At 68.1% G+C, this 14,539-nt stretch carries 18 protein-coding genes; 11 read left to right on the top strand and 7 right to left on the bottom strand.

Annotated features, from left to right (window positions below; all coding sequences use genetic code 11):
• Positions 1 to 95: 95 nt before the first annotated feature.
• Positions 96 to 1,364, top strand: coding sequence for an SUMF1/EgtB/PvdO family nonheme iron enzyme (locus Q0632_RS00790; protein WP_298923338.1), 1,269 nt, complete (start codon positions 96 to 98; stop codon positions 1,362 to 1,364).
• A 42-nt stretch (positions 1,365 to 1,406) separates the two neighbouring features.
• Here Q0632_RS00790 and Q0632_RS00785 read toward each other — a convergent pair whose 3' ends face one another.
• Positions 1,407 to 2,513, bottom strand: coding sequence for a substrate-binding domain-containing protein (locus Q0632_RS00785; protein ID WP_298923337.1), 1,107 nt, complete (start codon positions 2,511 to 2,513; stop codon positions 1,407 to 1,409).
• 124 nt (positions 2,514 to 2,637) lie between these two features.
• Here Q0632_RS00785 and Q0632_RS00780 point away from each other — a divergent pair, with 124 nt between their 5' ends.
• Genes Q0632_RS00780 through Q0632_RS00760 form a run of 5 tightly spaced genes read left to right on the top strand, consistent with a single transcriptional unit; the run spans position 2,638 to position 6,204 of the window.
• Positions 2,638 to 3,369 (top strand): ABC transporter permease, encoded by a 732-nt coding sequence (locus Q0632_RS00780; protein ID WP_298923336.1) that lies wholly within the window; start codon positions 2,638 to 2,640, stop codon positions 3,367 to 3,369.
• Positions 3,366 to 4,067 (top strand): phosphate ABC transporter ATP-binding protein, encoded by a 702-nt coding sequence (locus Q0632_RS00775; protein ID WP_298923335.1) that lies wholly within the window; start codon positions 3,366 to 3,368, stop codon positions 4,065 to 4,067. Before Q0632_RS00780 ends, Q0632_RS00775 begins: the two co-directional genes overlap by 4 nt.
• Positions 4,068 to 4,108: 41 nt before the next feature.
• The gene (locus Q0632_RS00770) at positions 4,109 to 4,897 is read left to right on the top strand and encodes an extracellular solute-binding protein (protein ID WP_298923881.1); all 789 of its coding nucleotides are present in this window, start codon (positions 4,109 to 4,111) and stop codon (positions 4,895 to 4,897) included.
• Between the two features lie 7 nt (positions 4,898 to 4,904).
• Positions 4,905 to 5,687 (top strand): molybdate ABC transporter substrate-binding protein, encoded by a 783-nt coding sequence (locus tag Q0632_RS00765; protein WP_298923334.1) that lies wholly within the window; start codon positions 4,905 to 4,907, stop codon positions 5,685 to 5,687.
• A gap of 7 nt (positions 5,688 to 5,694) precedes the next feature.
• A complete protein-coding gene (locus Q0632_RS00760) occupies positions 5,695 to 6,204 on the top strand; it encodes a molybdopterin-dependent oxidoreductase (protein WP_298923333.1) in 510 nt (169 codons plus the stop codon).
• On the opposite strand, the gene Q0632_RS00755 is transcribed toward Q0632_RS00760, so the two are convergent.
• The 3 genes from Q0632_RS00755 to Q0632_RS00745 are packed head-to-tail and all read right to left on the bottom strand — an operon-like array spanning position 6,167 to position 9,893.
• Complete coding sequence (locus tag Q0632_RS00755) at positions 6,167 to 7,435, bottom strand: FAD-dependent oxidoreductase (protein ID WP_298923330.1); 1,269 nt, start codon at positions 7,433 to 7,435, stop codon at positions 6,167 to 6,169. The genes Q0632_RS00760 and Q0632_RS00755 overlap by 38 nt on opposite strands.
• Positions 7,432 to 8,847, bottom strand: a complete 1,416-nt coding sequence (locus Q0632_RS00750; RefSeq protein WP_298923328.1) for an amidohydrolase family protein — start codon at positions 8,845 to 8,847, stop codon at positions 7,432 to 7,434. Before Q0632_RS00750 ends, Q0632_RS00755 begins: the two co-directional genes overlap by 4 nt.
• A 29-nt stretch (positions 8,848 to 8,876) precedes the next feature.
• A complete protein-coding gene (locus Q0632_RS00745) occupies positions 8,877 to 9,893 on the bottom strand; it encodes a tripartite tricarboxylate transporter substrate binding protein (protein WP_298923326.1) in 1,017 nt (338 codons plus the stop codon).
• A gap of 102 nt (positions 9,894 to 9,995) precedes the next feature.
• Between Q0632_RS00745 and Q0632_RS00740 the strand changes: the two genes are divergently transcribed.
• From Q0632_RS00740 to Q0632_RS00730, 3 genes are all read left to right on the top strand, one after another.
• Positions 9,996 to 10,919 carry a LysR substrate-binding domain-containing protein gene (locus Q0632_RS00740; RefSeq protein WP_298923324.1) on the top strand — a complete coding sequence of 308 codons (924 nt, stop codon included), beginning with the start codon at positions 9,996 to 9,998 and terminating at the stop codon, positions 10,917 to 10,919.
• 70 nt (positions 10,920 to 10,989) lie between these two features.
• Entirely contained in the window at positions 10,990 to 11,502 is a 513-nt protein-coding gene (locus tag Q0632_RS00735) for a YdeI/OmpD-associated family protein (RefSeq protein WP_298923322.1), read from the top strand.
• Positions 11,503 to 11,868: 366 nt separating this feature from the next.
• Positions 11,869 to 12,066, top strand: a complete 198-nt coding sequence (locus tag Q0632_RS00730; protein ID WP_298923320.1) for a hypothetical protein — start codon at positions 11,869 to 11,871, stop codon at positions 12,064 to 12,066.
• 32 nt (positions 12,067 to 12,098) lie between these two features.
• Here the strand turns inward: Q0632_RS00730 and Q0632_RS00725 are convergent, their stop codons facing one another.
• The gene (locus tag Q0632_RS00725; protein WP_298923318.1) at positions 12,099 to 12,464 is read right to left on the bottom strand and encodes an HPF/RaiA family ribosome-associated protein; all 366 of its coding nucleotides are present in this window, start codon (positions 12,462 to 12,464) and stop codon (positions 12,099 to 12,101) included.
• A gap of 93 nt (positions 12,465 to 12,557) precedes the next feature.
• On the opposite strand from Q0632_RS00725, the gene Q0632_RS00720 reads away from it, so the two are divergent.
• Positions 12,558 to 13,229 (top strand): carboxylesterase, encoded by a 672-nt coding sequence (locus Q0632_RS00720; RefSeq protein ID WP_298923316.1) that lies wholly within the window; start codon positions 12,558 to 12,560, stop codon positions 13,227 to 13,229.
• On the opposite strand, the gene Q0632_RS00715 is transcribed toward Q0632_RS00720, so the two are convergent.
• Positions 13,207 to 13,827: a DUF938 domain-containing protein gene (locus Q0632_RS00715; protein ID WP_298923314.1), complete on the bottom strand. Its 621-nt coding sequence runs from the start codon at positions 13,825 to 13,827 to the stop codon at positions 13,207 to 13,209. The two genes, Q0632_RS00720 and Q0632_RS00715, sit on opposite strands and share 23 nt — an antisense overlap.
• A 5-nt stretch (positions 13,828 to 13,832) precedes the next feature.
• A complete protein-coding gene (locus tag Q0632_RS00710) occupies positions 13,833 to 13,976 on the bottom strand; it encodes a hypothetical protein (RefSeq protein WP_298923312.1) in 144 nt (47 codons plus the stop codon).
• A 303-nt stretch (positions 13,977 to 14,279) separates the two neighbouring features.
• Between Q0632_RS00710 and Q0632_RS00705 the strand changes: the two genes are divergently transcribed.
• Entirely contained in the window at positions 14,280 to 14,528 is a 249-nt protein-coding gene (locus Q0632_RS00705) for a hypothetical protein (RefSeq protein ID WP_298923310.1), read from the top strand.
• Positions 14,529 to 14,539 lie beyond the last annotated feature (11 nt).

Raw genomic sequence — 14,539 nt, 5'->3', positions numbered from 1 at the left:
TACTAACCCGCTGGCGCTGAAAGAAGCCTGACGGAGCCCGAGCGGGTTTTCCCGTAGCCACGTGGGCGGCGCCGGGCGGGGGTGAATAATAGGCCATGACCTTCCTCAGCCCCGAGGCTTTGCCGGCGGCGATCGACCAGCCGCAGATGCGCCGTGCCGGGCGGGAACTGCTGTCGCTGGCGCTGATGGATGCGCGCAACCACAGCCTGCACCTGCTGGGGTGCTTCGAGGAGGCCATGGCAGGCGCGTCCGCGCTGGCCGTGCCGCAGCGGGCCGACCTGGAGCTGCCGGTCTGGCTGGGCGGCCACGTCGCCTGGTTCGCCGAATACTGGATCAGCCGCAACCCGCAGCGCGCGCTGGGCCCGGCCTGCCCGGCCGACCCGGTGCGGCTGGCCTCCATCGATCCCATGGCCGACAGCTGGTTCAATCCGCTGCTGGCCCCGCACGCGGCGCGCTGGCAGCTGGCCTTGCCCGACATGCAGGCGGTGCGCGCCTACCTGCTGGAGACCCACGAGAGCGTGCTGGAACTGCTGGACAAGACGCCCGAGGACGACAGCGCCCTGCATTTTTTCCGCGCCGCGCTGTTCCACGAAGACCTGCGAGGCGAGCAGTTGCTGGCCCAGGCCCAGGCGCTGGGCCTGTCGGTGCGGCTGGCGCTGCCACCTGGCAGCGCGCCGCGCGAGCCGGTGCTGGTGCCGGCGGGCCGCTGGCTGCTGGGCATGGCCGAGAGCGGCTTTGCCTTTGACATCGAGCAGCCGGCGCACGAGGTCGAAGTGCCTGAGTTCGAGATCGACGCGCAGCCGGTGAGCTGGGCGCGGTACGTGGAGTTTGTCGACGACGGCGGCTACGACCGCCAGGAGCTCTGGCAGCCGGCGGGCTGGGCCTGGTTGCAGGTCGAGGCGCAGGGTGAGGGCCGGCGCGGCCCGCGCCATGTGGAGCAGATCGGCGTGGCCAGCGGCGCCGTGCTGCAGACGCATTTCGGCAAGTCCACCCGCATGGCCGGCACGCAGGCCGCCATGCACCTGAGCTGGTGGGAAGCCGATGCCTGGGCCCGCTGGGCCGGCCGGCGCCTGCCCACCGAGGTGGAGTGGGAGATGGCGGCGCACCAGGCGGGCCGGCGCGGCTTTCGCTGGGGCGATGTGCGTGAATGGACGGCCAGCACGCTGCGGCCCTGGCCCGGCTTCACGCCGGCTGCCTGGACGCTGGGCAGCGACCTCGAAGCCCAGCCCCACTTCGGTGTGGCGCGGGTGCAGCGCGGCGCTTCCTTTGCCGCCCGGGCCCGCATGAAGTCGCCGCGCCTGCGCCGCTTCGCCCTGCCCGAACGCGACGACGGCTTCGTCGGCTTTCGCAGCTGCGCGCTCTGAGCGCTCCTGATTTGCTAGCGGCTGAGGGCCATTGGGCGGGGGCTAGCGGGCTTTTTTGGCCTTGGGCCGGGCGAACTTCCACCACGGCAGCTGCTGGCTCAGGCTGAGCACCTGGCCGCTGTGCTCGGGCCGGTAGCCGGGCAGGGTGGCCAGTTGCGTCTGCCACCCGGCACTGCGCAGCAGCATGAGCAGGGCCTGCGTGGCCGGCTGCTCCAGCGCCGACTTCAGGCAGACCAGCCAGTAGTCCTCTTCCAGCAGGGGCACGAAGTCCAGGGCGCGGCCGCGCGCCGCTGCCTCGATGGCCAGGCCGGCATCGCCGGCGCCCGAGGCGATGGCCTGGGCCACCGCCGCATGCGAAGGCTCGCTGCTGTCCCAGCCTTGCAGGGCGGTGGGCTGCAACTGGGCCTGGGCCAGCAGCTCCTGGGCCAGCAGGCGGGTGCCCGTGCCCAGCGCGCGGTTGACATAGCGGGCCTTGCTGCGCGCCACGTCGGCCAGGCTGGCCAGGCCCAGGGGGTTGCCCGGCGCCACCAGCAGGCCCTGTCTGCGGCGGGCAAAGCCGATGATCTTGTGCAGGCCGGGCTGCAGCAGCGGCTGGTAGGTCTGCTGGGCCAGGGTGCCGGCCAGCGGCGAGGGCGGCGTGTGAAAACCCGCCATCGCGCAGCGCCCTTCGTTGAGCGCGCTGATGGCGTCGACGCTGCCGGTGAAGCGGATGTCCAGGTGCAGGCGCGACTGGGCGGCGTGCTCGCGCAGCAAGACCAGGGCGTCGTCGTGGCTGGCGTAGAAATTGAGCACATGGGCCTGGTCGTCGAAGGCCACGGCGAAGGCACGCTCCAGGTCGGCGTGCAAGGCCTCGATCTGCGGCGCGAGGCGGGCCTGGGCCTGGCGCTCGGCCCACAGCAGCTTCTGGCCGAACTCCGACAGGCGCGCGCGCTGGCCTTTCTCCCAGACGATGAGCTCGCGGCCCAGCTCGGCCTCCCAGCGTTTGAGCTCGCCCCAGACATGGCGGTAGGACTGGCCGACGGCCTTGGCGGCCGCCGAGATCGAGCCTTCTTCCTCGACCGCGTGCAGCAGGTCCATCAGCGCATTGCGGATCGCCGCGCCCGCCTGGCGGCGGCTGGACAGGGCATAGGACAGTTCGATCTTGTGCACGGTGCCCAAGTATCCAGCATGGCGCGCAGGCCGCTTCAGGGGCGCGGCCCACCTATGCAATGCGCTTCTTAGCTCGCCATCCCCGATGCGCCCATGCTGCGCCGCACCTAGCATCGCTGCCTGCATGAACACCTTTTCCGACAGCGCCGCGACGGCGCTGCAATTGATTGCGGGCGCAGATCCAGTGCTGCTGTCCATCGTCAGCCGCTCGCTGGCCGTCAGCGCCACGGCCTGCCTCCTGGCCTGCGGCGCCGGCATGCTGCTGGGCGCCTGGCTGGGCGTGGCCCGCTTTGCCGGCCGCGGCGCCGTGCTCACCGTGCTCAACACCTTGCTGGCCGTGCCTTCGGTGGTGGTCGGCCTGGTGGTCTACCTGCTGCTGTCACGCTCCGGGCCGCTGGGCTTTCTGGGCTGGCTGTTCGCCTTCCCGGCCATGGTGCTGGCCCAGGCCATCCTGGTGCTGCCGGTGGCCGCGGCCCTGACCCGCCAGGTGGTGGAGGACACGGACCGCGCCCACGGCGAGCAGCTGCGCTCGCTGGGTGCCGGCACCTTGCTGCGCGGCCTGCTGCTGGCCTGGGACGAACGCTATGCCCTGCTCACCGTGCTGATCGCCTGCTTCGGCCGTGCCATCTCCGAGGTGGGCGCGGTGATGATCGTCGGCGGCAACATCGACGGCTTCACCCGTGTGATGACCACGGCCATCGCGCTGGAGACCAGCAAGGGCGACCTGCCGCTGGCCCTGGCGCTGGGCATCGTGCTGCTGGGCGTGGTGCTGGTGCTCAATGCGCTGATCGCGGCCGTGCGGCGCTGGCGCGCCGGCGCCAGTGAGCAGCCGCTGCTGGTGGGGGCTGCGGGATGAGCGGCCAGATGCAGCTCAAGGCGGTGGACGTGCGTTTTGGCGCCGTTGCGGCGCTGACCGGCGTGGAGCTGCGCATCGCCGCCGGCGAGCGGGTGGCACTGATCGGCGCCAACGGCAGCGGCAAGAGCACGCTGTTGCGCGTGCTGCACGGCCTGGTCGCGCCCAGCCGCGGCTCGGTGCTGCGCGACAGCGCCATGCGCCAGGCCATGCTGTTCCAGCGGCCCTTCGTGCTGCGCACCAGCGCCCTGAACAACGTGGCCCTGGGGCTGTGGATCCGCGGCATGCGCTGGCGTGCGGCGCGCGAGCGGGCCCTGCTGGCGCTGGGCCGGGTCGGCCTGGGCGAGACGGCGCTGCGCAACGCGCGCGCGCTGTCGGGCGGCCAGCAGCAGCGCCTGGCGCTGGCGCGGGCCTGGAGCCTCAAGCCCGACATGCTGCTGTTGGACGAGCCCACGTCCAGCCTGGACCCGCATGCCAAGCGCGAGGTCGAGGCGCTGATGGCGGAGTTTGCGCAGACCGGCATGACCCTGGTCTTTGCCAGCCACAACCTGGGCCAGGTCAAGCGCCTGGCCACCCGCGTGGTCTACCTGGAGCACGGCCGCGTGCTGGCCGACCTGCCGGTGCAGGAATTTTTCAACGGGCCTCGCCTGGGCGAAACCTCGCGCGAGGCCGATCTGTTCGTCAAAGGGGAATCCGCATGAAGTTCAAGCCAGGTGCCAAGGTGTTTGGGGCTGCAGCCCGCATGGGATGGGCGCTGCTCGCTAGCAGTTTGATAGCGTCCACGGCCTGGAGCCAGTCCATCACCATGGCCTCGACCACTTCCACCGAGCAGTCTGGCCTGTTCGGCCTGCTGATCCCCGAGTTCAAGAAGGCCACAGGCATCGACACCAAGGTGGTGGCCGTGGGCACGGGCCAGGCCATCGACATGGCGCGCCGCGGCGATGCCGACGTGCTGTTCGTGCACGACACCGTGGCCGAGGAAAAATTCGTCGCCGAGGGCGGCAGCGTCAAGCGCTACCCGGTGATGTACAACGACTTCGTGCTGGTCGGCCCGAAGAACGATCCGGCCGGCACCAGGGGCAAGGACATCGTCGAGGCCTTGAAGAAGATTTCGGCCGCCAACGCGCCCTTCATCTCGCGCGGCGACAAGAGCGGCACGCATGCGGCCGAACTGCGCTACTGGACCCAGGCCGGCGTGGCCGACAAGAAGGGCGCGGGCTACAAGGAATGCGGCTGCGGCATGGGGCCGGCGCTGAACATCGGCGCATCGTCCAACGCCTATGTGCTGGCCGACCGCGGCACCTGGCTGAGCTTCAAGAACCGGGCCGACCTGGCCGTGCTGGTGGAAGGCGACGCCAGGCTGTTCAACCAGTACGGCGTGATGGTGGTCAACCCCGCCAAGTACCCGCACCTCAAGGCCGCCGAAGCGCAAAAGTTCGTCGACTGGATCGTCTCGCCGGCTGGCCAGGCCGTGGTTGCCAGCTACAAGATCAGCGGCGAACAGCTGTTCTTCCCCAACGCCAACAAGTGAGCCGCCGGTGCGCGCGTTCTTGCTGCTGGCGGGGCTGCTTGTGACGGCCGGTGCGGCGCAGGCGCAGGCCGTGCAGGTATACGCAGCGGGCAGCCTGCGCGAGGCGCTGACCGAGGTGGCCAGGCAGTACGAGGCGCAGAGCGGCCAGAAAGTGCAGCTGACCTTCGGCGCTTCCGGCCTGCTGCGTGAGCGCATCGAAAAAGGCGAGCCCGCCCAGGTCTTCGCTTCCGCCGATACCGACCACCCGCAGCGCCTGGCCCGCTCCGGCGGCTGGCAGGCGCCGCAGGTCTTCGCGCGCAACCAGATGTGCGCCCTGGCCGCGCCCACGCTGCGCGCCACACCCGAGACCTTGCTCGACACGCTGCTGCAGCCCGCGGTGCGTGTGGGCACGTCAACGCCCAAGGCCGACCCATCGGGCGATTACGCCTGGGCGCTGTTTCGCCGCGCGGAAGCGCTGCGCCCCGGCGCGTACGCAGCGCTGGATGCCAAGGCCCTCAAGCTCAGTGGCGGAGCGGATTCGCCGCAACCGCCGGCCGGCCGCGGCACCTATGCCTGGCTGATGGACGAGGGCAGGGCCGATGTCTTCCTGACCTATTGCACAGGCGCCGTGTCGGCCCAGCGCGAAGTGCCGCGCCTGCAGATCGTCCAGGTGCCGGTCGACCTGCAAGTGGCGGCCAGCTACGGCCTGACCGCACGCCAGGGCGATGCGCAGGCCGCGCAACTGGCGCAGTACATTCTCTCGCCGCCGGCCCAGGCCGTGCTGCGCCGCGTGGGTTTCGGTGCACCCTGAGGCCGCGATGATTTCCCGCGCCATCGCTTGCTTCTTGCTGGCCTTGTGCGTGGCGCTGCCGACCGCCGCGCAGGAGGCGCTGTTGCAGGTCACAGGCGCGGTGCAAAAGCCGCTGTCCTTGTCGCGCGCCGACCTGCAGGCCTTGCAACGGCGTGACTACAGCGAGCAGCGCAGCATCACGCAGGATGGCAAGCAGGTGCAGCTGGCCATCCGCTACCAGGGCGTTCCGCTGAAAGAACTGCTGGACCGCGCCGTCCTCACGCCCGACCGCCATGCCATCCGCAAGGCCGTGGTCTTGTTGACCGCCAGGGACGGCTACCAGGCCAGCTTCTCCTGGGGCGAGCTGTACAACAGCGGCCTGGGCGACGGCGTGGTCGTGGTGCTGCGCCAGGGCGAGAGCGAGCTGCTGGACTCCGAAGGCCTGCCCTCGCTGCGCTCGCTGCAAGACCTGCGGCCCGGTCCGCGCCATGTGCGCTGGCTCACGCGCATCGAGGTGCTGCTGCCGGACTCGCGCTGAGTGGCGTATTGCTCTGGGGTCTGCCCCGGGCCTCGTGGATGGCTTCGGTGATTTGCACCGCGCAGCCTGCCGCCAGGGTGAAGCCCAAGGCGCCATGGCCCACGTTCAGGAAGGCATTGGCAACCCGGGATTGCCGGACCACAGGCAGGGAGTCCGGTGTGGCGGGACGCAGGCCGGCCCAGGCGCCGGGCGCGTTGAAATCGCACAGCCCTGGATAGATGGTCTCCACAGTCCGCTGGATCTGCGCAAGCCGACGCGCCGGAATCTTCAGGTCCATGCGCCCCAACTCGGCGAACGCCGCGACGCGCAACTTGCCGCCCAAAGGGGCGAGGACCGTTTTCCTGGCCAGATCGGTGACGCTGGTGACAGGTGCGCGCTGGCCTGGATGCATCCCCAAAGTCAGGCTGAAGCCCTTGATGGGCTCAATCAGGAGTGACTCACCCAGTTGCCGGGCCAGCTGCGGCGCATCAATTCCCGTGGCCAGAACGAAGGCGTCTGCCGTGATCTCACCGGCGCTCGTGTGCAGACACACGACCCGCTGGTTCTCGATGACAAAGCTGCTTGCCGTGGTCGACCATTGCATCCGGATGCCGCGGGTGCTTGCGGTATGGAGCAGCGCATTGCAATAGGCACGTGGATCGGCTGCGCACTCACTGGGAGTCCAGACGCCGCCGACAAAGCCCGGATATGACGCGAGCGCCGGTTCCAGCGAGACGCAGGCATCCCGCGTCAGCAGCGTTTGCTCGGCACCACGCCCCGACTGCAGCTGGATCTGCCTGGCCTGGCTTGCAAGACTTTCGGCGTTAGGACAGAGAACCAGCTTGCCGTTGCGCTGGACTGCAAAATCCAGCCCATCTTCGGCCATCCATCGCTCGTTTGTCATCCGGCTCAGCGAAGCGCTTGCCAGCAAGGCCAGAGAGCCTCGGCGAGAGCGCTCCGGCGCGCAACTGCGCAAGAACGAAGCGATCCATTTCCATTGGCTGACACTCGGACGAAGGCGCAGTCCCAGAGGCGATTGGGGGTCCAGCAGCATCTTCGGGATGGACTTGAACGTGGCCGGATTGGCCAGGGGCTCGACGTAGCTGTAGCTCAACTGGGCGCCATTGGCGAAGCTCGCACCCGATGCGGGCTGCGGCGCGGAGTCCAGCAGCAGGACCTCGTGGCCAACGCGGGCCAACTGGTAGGCGCTCGCGCAGCCAACCACGCCTGCACCGATGACACAGACTTTCATGCTTGTGGCCTCAGACGCTGACCGGCGTGGGAGTTCAGCACATCGCCCTGCCACATCGCAATCAGGCCGTTGACGATGACCGCGTCGATGCCGATGGCCGGGTTGGTGGGATTTTCATAAGTCGATCCTTCACGGATGCGGTCCGGGTCGAAAACCACAAGGTCGGCCGCGTTCCCTTCCTTCAGCAGGCCCCGTCCGGTCAGGCCGTAGCGTTGCGCTGGCAAACCGGTCATCTTGTGCACAGCCGCTTCCAGCGCAAACAGCTTGCGCTCGCGGCTGTAGTGCCCCAGGACCCTGGGAAACGTGCCCCACAAGCGAGGATGCGGCCGCTGGTCATGGGGCAGGCCATCGGAGCCGATCATCGTGGCTGGATGGGACAGCACCCGCTCCACATCCTGCTGCGACATGGAGAAATAGATCGCGCCGCCGGGCATGAGCTTGGCTGCGGCTTCCTCCAGACCGATGCCCCACTCCTGCGCGAGTGACTTCAGCGTGCGGCCGCTCGCCAGGGGATGGGGGCTGCTCCAGGTGATCAGGACGTTGCCGGTGCGCGCTGCCTTTTGCGCGTCCAGCATCGTCGATGATGCTTCGTAGGGATAGCAGTCCAGGCAGACGTCCTGCGTGGAAGCGGCTGCATCGATCATCCGCAGCGTGTCCTGCGTGCGTCCGTGGTTGGCGGACCCCATGACCTTGTGGTGTGAAATCACCAGCCGGGCCTGGCTCCGCGCACCAACGAACAGCGCTTCTTGCAGCGCCGGGACGACAGCGTCCGCTTCGTCGCGGATGTGCATCGCGAGAATTGCATTGCGCCCCTTGAGCGCCGCGCAGACGCCCAGCAACTCCTCGGTGTTGGCGGCCCGGGCCGGCGGGTAGTACACCCCCGTGGACAGGCCAAAGGCGCCGGCCGCCAGCGCAGCTTCCACTTCCCCGCGCATCGCACGGGTCTCGCCTTCGGAAGCACTGCGCGTCAGGTCCGGAACATGTTTGATCCGGATGCTGATGTGCCCGACCAGGGGAACGACGTTGACGCAGGGCCTGGCTTCGTCGATGGCGCGGGCATAGTCGGCAAAACGGCTGAACCGGTAGGCGTCCTTGCCCAGGATGTCCAGCGGTGCCGGGGGGCTGTCTGTCGCCAGCGGGGGCAGGCTGATGCCGCAGTTGCCCGTGACCACAGTGCAGACGCCTTGCGACAGTTTGGGCTGAGCAAGGGTTTGCCTGAGCACCTGCACGTCATCGTGCGAATGGCTGTCGATGAAACCCGGGCAGACCACCCTGCCGTCGATCTGCAGGATGCGGTCCGCACGGCCTTCGCCAGGCGGCGTGATGGCGGCAATCCGGCCTTGCTCCACGACGACGTCTGCGGCAAAACGCACGGCCCCCGAACCATCGATGACCTCGCCGCCGCGCAGCACGAAGCTGCCAGGCCCATGTTCTGGATTGCTCATTCGACTTTGGCGCCCGAGCGCTTGATCACTTCCGCCCAACGCGGGGTTTCCATCATGGCCATGGTCATCAGCAGGTTGGCAGGGGATGCCATGGTCTCGAAGGCCATGGTGGCGTACTTGGCGCGCACGGCAGGCATGGCCAGGATCCGGTTGATCTCGACGTTCAGGCGGGTCACGATCTCGCCGGGAAGTCCCTTCGGGCCGACGATGCCGCCCCAGGCTGTGGTTTCGTAGCCCGGCACCCCGCTTTCCTGGATGGTCGGCAACTGGGGCAGGAGCGGCGCCCGGCGGGCGCCGCTGACGCCCAGCGCCTTGACGCGCCCGTCCTTGATGTGGGGCGCAATCGACGAGAGGTTGTCGAACATCAGGTCGATCTGGCCGCCCATCAGATCCTGGATCGCCTGCGGACTGCCGCGGTATGGGACGTGGGTGATAAAGGTGCCGGTCAGGCTTTTGAACAGCTCTCCCCCGAGGTGGCCGGTCGTGCCGTTGCCGGCAGACCCCATGGTCAGTTGCCCCGGCCGGGCCTTGGCGTAGGCGATGAGTTCCCTGACGTTGGCGACGGGAAGGTCTTTGCGCACGACAAGGGCGTTCTGCACCGTGCCAAGCAGCGCGACGCTTGTCAGCGCGTTCGGGTCGTAGGGGAGTTTGGCGTAGAGCGACTTGTTGATCGCCAGGGTGACGACATTGCCGTAGCCCAGCGTGTAGCCGTCGGGCGCGGCGCGGGCCACCTCGCTCATGCCGATGGCGCCGCCAGCGCCTGCCTTGTTGTCGATCACCACGGGCTGGCCCAAAGCCGTTGCGAGTTCGATGCCCATCACCCGGCAAATCGCATCGGGCGCGCCGCCAGCCGCCGAGGGAACCACCAGGCGGATGGGCCGCGCCGGGTATCCCGTGGCGGGCGTGGCCTGCGCCCATGCCAGGCGCGCGCTGCTGGCAACAGCACAGGCCGCAGCAATTCCACGCAGGACAAGACGGCGCTGGGCCGCGACACTGGCATCAATTGAACTCATGCTTTACTCCGGTCACAATCAGGTAGGAGCCGCAATGTAGGAGTGCCGACAGCAAGGTGGCAAGCGAATTGTTTTATTGCAAGCATTAATCGTGCTCATGACATGACCCCTCTTCCTTCGTTGATGGCGCTGCGCTGCTTCGACCTGAGCGCAAGCCACGCAAGCTTTACCAAAGCTGCATTGGAGGCCAACCTCACACAGGGTGCGGTGAGCCATCAGATCCTGGGGCTGGAGGCGCTGCTGGGCACCAGCCTCTTTGTGCGCAAGCGGGCAGGGCTGCAGCTGACGCCCGCCGGGCGCGCCTACTGGGTCGAGGTTGCAACCGCCCTGAGACAGCTGGAACGGGCGACACAGAACCTGGTTCTGAACAAGGGCGTCGGCGGCGTCTTGAACCTGTGTGTGGCTTCGAGCTTTGCCACCTACTGGCTGATGCCGCGGCTGGCCGGGTTTGTCAGCGCCCACCCGGAGATCACGCTGAACCTCTCGACCCACATCGGGCCGGTCGACTTTGCGACATCGCCGCACGATGGGGCCATCGAGTTCTGTGAAGGCGCACAACCCGGTCTTTGCGCCCGGCGGATTCTTCCGCTGGAGCTGCGGCCCTACTGCGCCGCGGGCCTGGCGCCCAAAGCGCGGCGCACCCCTGCGGGGCGCCTGGCCCTGTCCAAGGCGCAACTGACGAAGCTGCTCTGTGGTGCGCCCTTGATCCAGCACAGCACCGTGCCGCTCGCATGGGAGCGCTGGTTGCAGGAAGCGGGGCTGGATCTGGCGATGCCGTCGCTGCACCTGTCTGCGGGGCCGCGCTACGACCTGCTCTCGATGGCTCTCAACGGCGCCATCGCCGGGCTGGGGATTGCCTTGCTGCCCGACTACGTCGCTGCCGGCGCCGTGGAGGCGGGCCAGATTGTGGGTGTCTGTGATCTGGCGTGGACTTCGCAAAAGGCTTACTACCTGCGCTATCCGCAGTGGAAGTCCGAGCTGGTGGCGCTCAGCCGCTTTCAGCAATGGATCGAAGGGGTGCGGTGATGGATGCAGCGTGGAGGCCGCCATCGTGCCAGCAGGCCTGGACCGGCAGCGCCGCAGTCAGAATCTGTTCATGAGCGCTCTGCGTTTCACTGCAAAGATGGAGATCCGCGGCATCAATCCCTATGTGTTGGTGAGCGCCGCGCGCGCACGCAAGCTGCAACCCGATTGGCGCAAGCCCATGCCGGTGCTGGTGCGCATCGACGGCCAGCCGCGCGAGGCCTGGCGCATCAACATGATGCCGGCCGGCGACGGCAGCTTCTATCTCTATTTGAGCGAGGTTGTGCGCAAGGCGTCGGGCACTGTCGTCGGTGATCGCGTGGCGGTGGAAGTGGAATTCGACGCGGACTACCAGGGCGGCCCGGCAGGCGCGGGGCCTGCGTGGTTCCTCAAGGCCTTGAAAGCAAGCCCCGCCGCCAAGGCCCACTGGCAGGCCCTGCCGCCCAGCCGGCAAAAGGAAGTGCTGCGCAACATGGCCAAGCTCAAAACCGATGCGGCGCAGCAGCGCAACCTGGAGAAAGCCTTGCATGTGCTGTCCGGAAAGCCGGGGCGGTTTTTGGCACGGGAGTGGAGGGATGGGCGCTAGCCTGAAGTGGCAGTAGACCTCGCTTGCGGCGGACAGCATCCCGTGCGACTGGCGGGTCCCACGCGGACATGGTGAGCCCATGTCGTCACGCATATTCCATGCGCCCTGCAGGCCCAAAACGGCCCGCAAGCCGCGCGGATTCTTCCTGGCCGCAGTTTTGAAGTCACTTGGCATCTGGCCCCCGTCCATTGGCCTTGAGATGCTGTTGAAAAGATAGCGTCACGGCCCCCCGAAAGGGCGCGCAAGATCGGCGGCCGGCGCATGCGGCACGCGGCGCGCTCCTACGCCGCGCTCTGGCGGGCCGGCCTACCGTAGATCAATCGGGTCCAGCGTGTGCCGGCCCGCCCGACCAGCAAGGAGCCCCCAATGAACAAGATCCGCCTCGCGGCGCTGGCCGGCGCCATCGCAACGCTCACCGCCTGCGCCAGCGTGCCACCCGCCACCGACACCAGCACGGCCGGCGCGTCGCCCACCGCCCATGTGTGGAACGGCGGCGTCTGGAACAGCATGATCGGCTACAACGGCCCGTCCAATTCCATGGACGCCGGCGGCGGCCCCAACTAAAGGTCCGCCCGCCGCGTCGGCGCCGCGGCGGTTCAACCGGCGGTGGCGTCCAGGTCCTTGCGGATGGTTTCGCGGTCCCGGTGTTCGTGCCGGTCCAGTTTGCCCATGGTGTGGTCCAGCAGGTGGATCAGCCGCTGGGTGGCGCCGCGAAAGGCCTCGTCCTGCGTCAGGCCATGGTGGTTCACGGCCACCGGCTCTCGGCCGGTGATGCGCGCTTCGATCATGCACAGCGTGTCGGCCGCCCCCTTCTTGCCGCTGTTCTGGTCGCTCAACTGCACTTCGATGCGGGTGATGTCCTGGCGGAACCGGCTCAGTGTCTCGTTGAGGTAGTCGCCGGCCCAGCGCTCCAGCGATTCCTTGTTGTCGATGCCATTGCTTGTGTTGACCTGTACTTGCATGGAACTCCTTGGATGCAGCTGCCCAGTGTCGTTGGGCGACACCGGTTTTGGCTGTAGGACAATGGCCCAGGCCATGTCAGACAAGGAACAGCGATGAGCGTTTTGGAATGCATTGAGATTGAAACCGCCCCCAACCCCCGGTCCACCGTGATCGTGCTGCACGGCCTGGGCGCCGACGGCAACGACTTCGTGCCGATCGCCCGGGAACTGCAGCTCGACGCCGTGGGACCGGTGCGCTTCGTCTTCCCGCATGCGCCGGTGATGCCGGTGACCATCAACAATGGCCACCAGATGCGGGCCTGGTACGACATCCTGGGCTTCGACCGCGGCAGCCGCGAGGACGAAGCCGGGCTGCGCAAGTCGCAGGCCGCCGTGGAGCAGCTGATCGCCGGGCAGCAGGCGCGCGGCATTCCCGCATCGCGCATCGTGCTGGCCGGTTTTTCGCAAGGCTGTGCCATGTCGCTGCTCACCGGGCTGCGCTACAGCGAGCCGCTGGCCGGCATCGCCGGCCTGTCAGGCTACCTGCCGCTGGCCTTGCAGACGGCGGCCGAGCGCAGCCAGGCCAATGCAGCCACGCCCATCTTCCTGGCCCATGGCAGCGAGGACAACGTGGTGCTGATCGACCGTGCCCGGGCCTCGCTGCAGATGCTGCAGCAACTGGGCTATGGCGTTGAATGGGGCGAGTATCCGATGGGGCACTCGGTTTGCATGGAGGAGGTCGCCGACCTCAACCGCTGGCTGCTCAAGGTGCTGGCGCCGGCCTGACGCGGGCAAAGGCCAGCAAGAGGTTGTTGGCAGGCATGGCTAGGCGCACCGTGCGCTGCAGGCCGGCCAGGCCTGCCTGCTGCTCCACATCCGCCATGCGTCGGATGCCCCAGGCGGGGTCGCGCTCGCGCAGGCTGGCATCGAAGGCCAGGTTGCTGGGAGCGGGCGCCACGCCGTCTTCCCAGTAGGGACCATAGGTGAGCAGCAAGCCGCCCGGCGCGAGCACCCGCGCCGCGCCCTGCATCAAGCCGGCGCAGCTGGCCCAGGGCGAGATGTGCAGCATGTTGGCGCAAAAGACGGCGTCGAAGGCCTGGCCTTCCACCGGCCAGGGCCCAGACGCAACGTCCAGCTGCAGCGGTGCCAGCACATTGCCCACGCCGGCCTGCGCGCACCAGGCCGCGATGGACGCCAGCATTGTGGGGTCGGCGTCGCTGGGCTGCCAGCTCCAGCCGGGCAGGGCGGCCGCGAACCAGGCCACATGCTGGCCGGTGCCACTGGCGATTTCCAGTGCCTGGCCGCGTGCCGGCAGCAGTTGCCGCAGCGCCTGGGCGATGGGCTCCCGGTTGCGCTCGGCGGCGCCGCTGTGGCGGGCGTGCAAAGGCCCTACTTGGTCTTGATCTTGCCGCGCGGGATCACCGCGGTCTGCGGCGGCGGCGTTGGCCGGTCCGAGCTCACCTCCTTGGGAGGGGTGTTGTCCTTCTTGGGCTTTTTTGCCATCTTGTTGCTGCGCTGGTCGCCTTTTGCCATGGTTTTCTCCGCGAGAATGCGGCCTGCCGAACGGCAGGCCCAGGCGGCGATGTTAACTCTGCCGTCGGCCCTTGCCGAGCGCAGCAAGGCCCCGGCGGGTACAATGTGAGGTCGCACGCGTCTTGACGGACCCCTCTCACGGTCCGGTCCCCTGGCCAGCTGTCGGCCTCGATGACCCCGGACGCGCGTCCTGGACCTTCGCAAGAGGCCATGCCACCAGGACGCAGCGCATCGGCGCCAGAGCTTGCCGATTTCCCTTTTGCAGACAACGCGGCCAGCAATGGCGCTGCCGCACGAGACCAGATGAACCAAGACAATCCCAAACTGACCGTGGGCAAATACCTGATCACGCCCCTGGTCAAGCTGATGGAGGACGGGTGGTATGCCACCTCCGTGTCCATTCGCTCCGGCGTCGGCAGCGGCACGCATGACCGCGTGCTGCGCCTGACCCAGCTGTTCCGCGACCGTCTCGCGGCCATTCACTACGCAACCGGCGAAGGCCTGCAATGGGTCGGCAACAAGCCGGCCGCAGCCTCCGGGCTTGCGCTGTAAACACAGGAGAA

It is taken from the genome of uncultured Ramlibacter sp. (genome assembly GCF_936925435.1).
Taxonomy (GTDB): Bacteria; Pseudomonadota; Gammaproteobacteria; order Burkholderiales; family Burkholderiaceae_C; genus Ramlibacter.
This window is presented reverse-complemented; position numbering and strand designations above follow the sequence as displayed.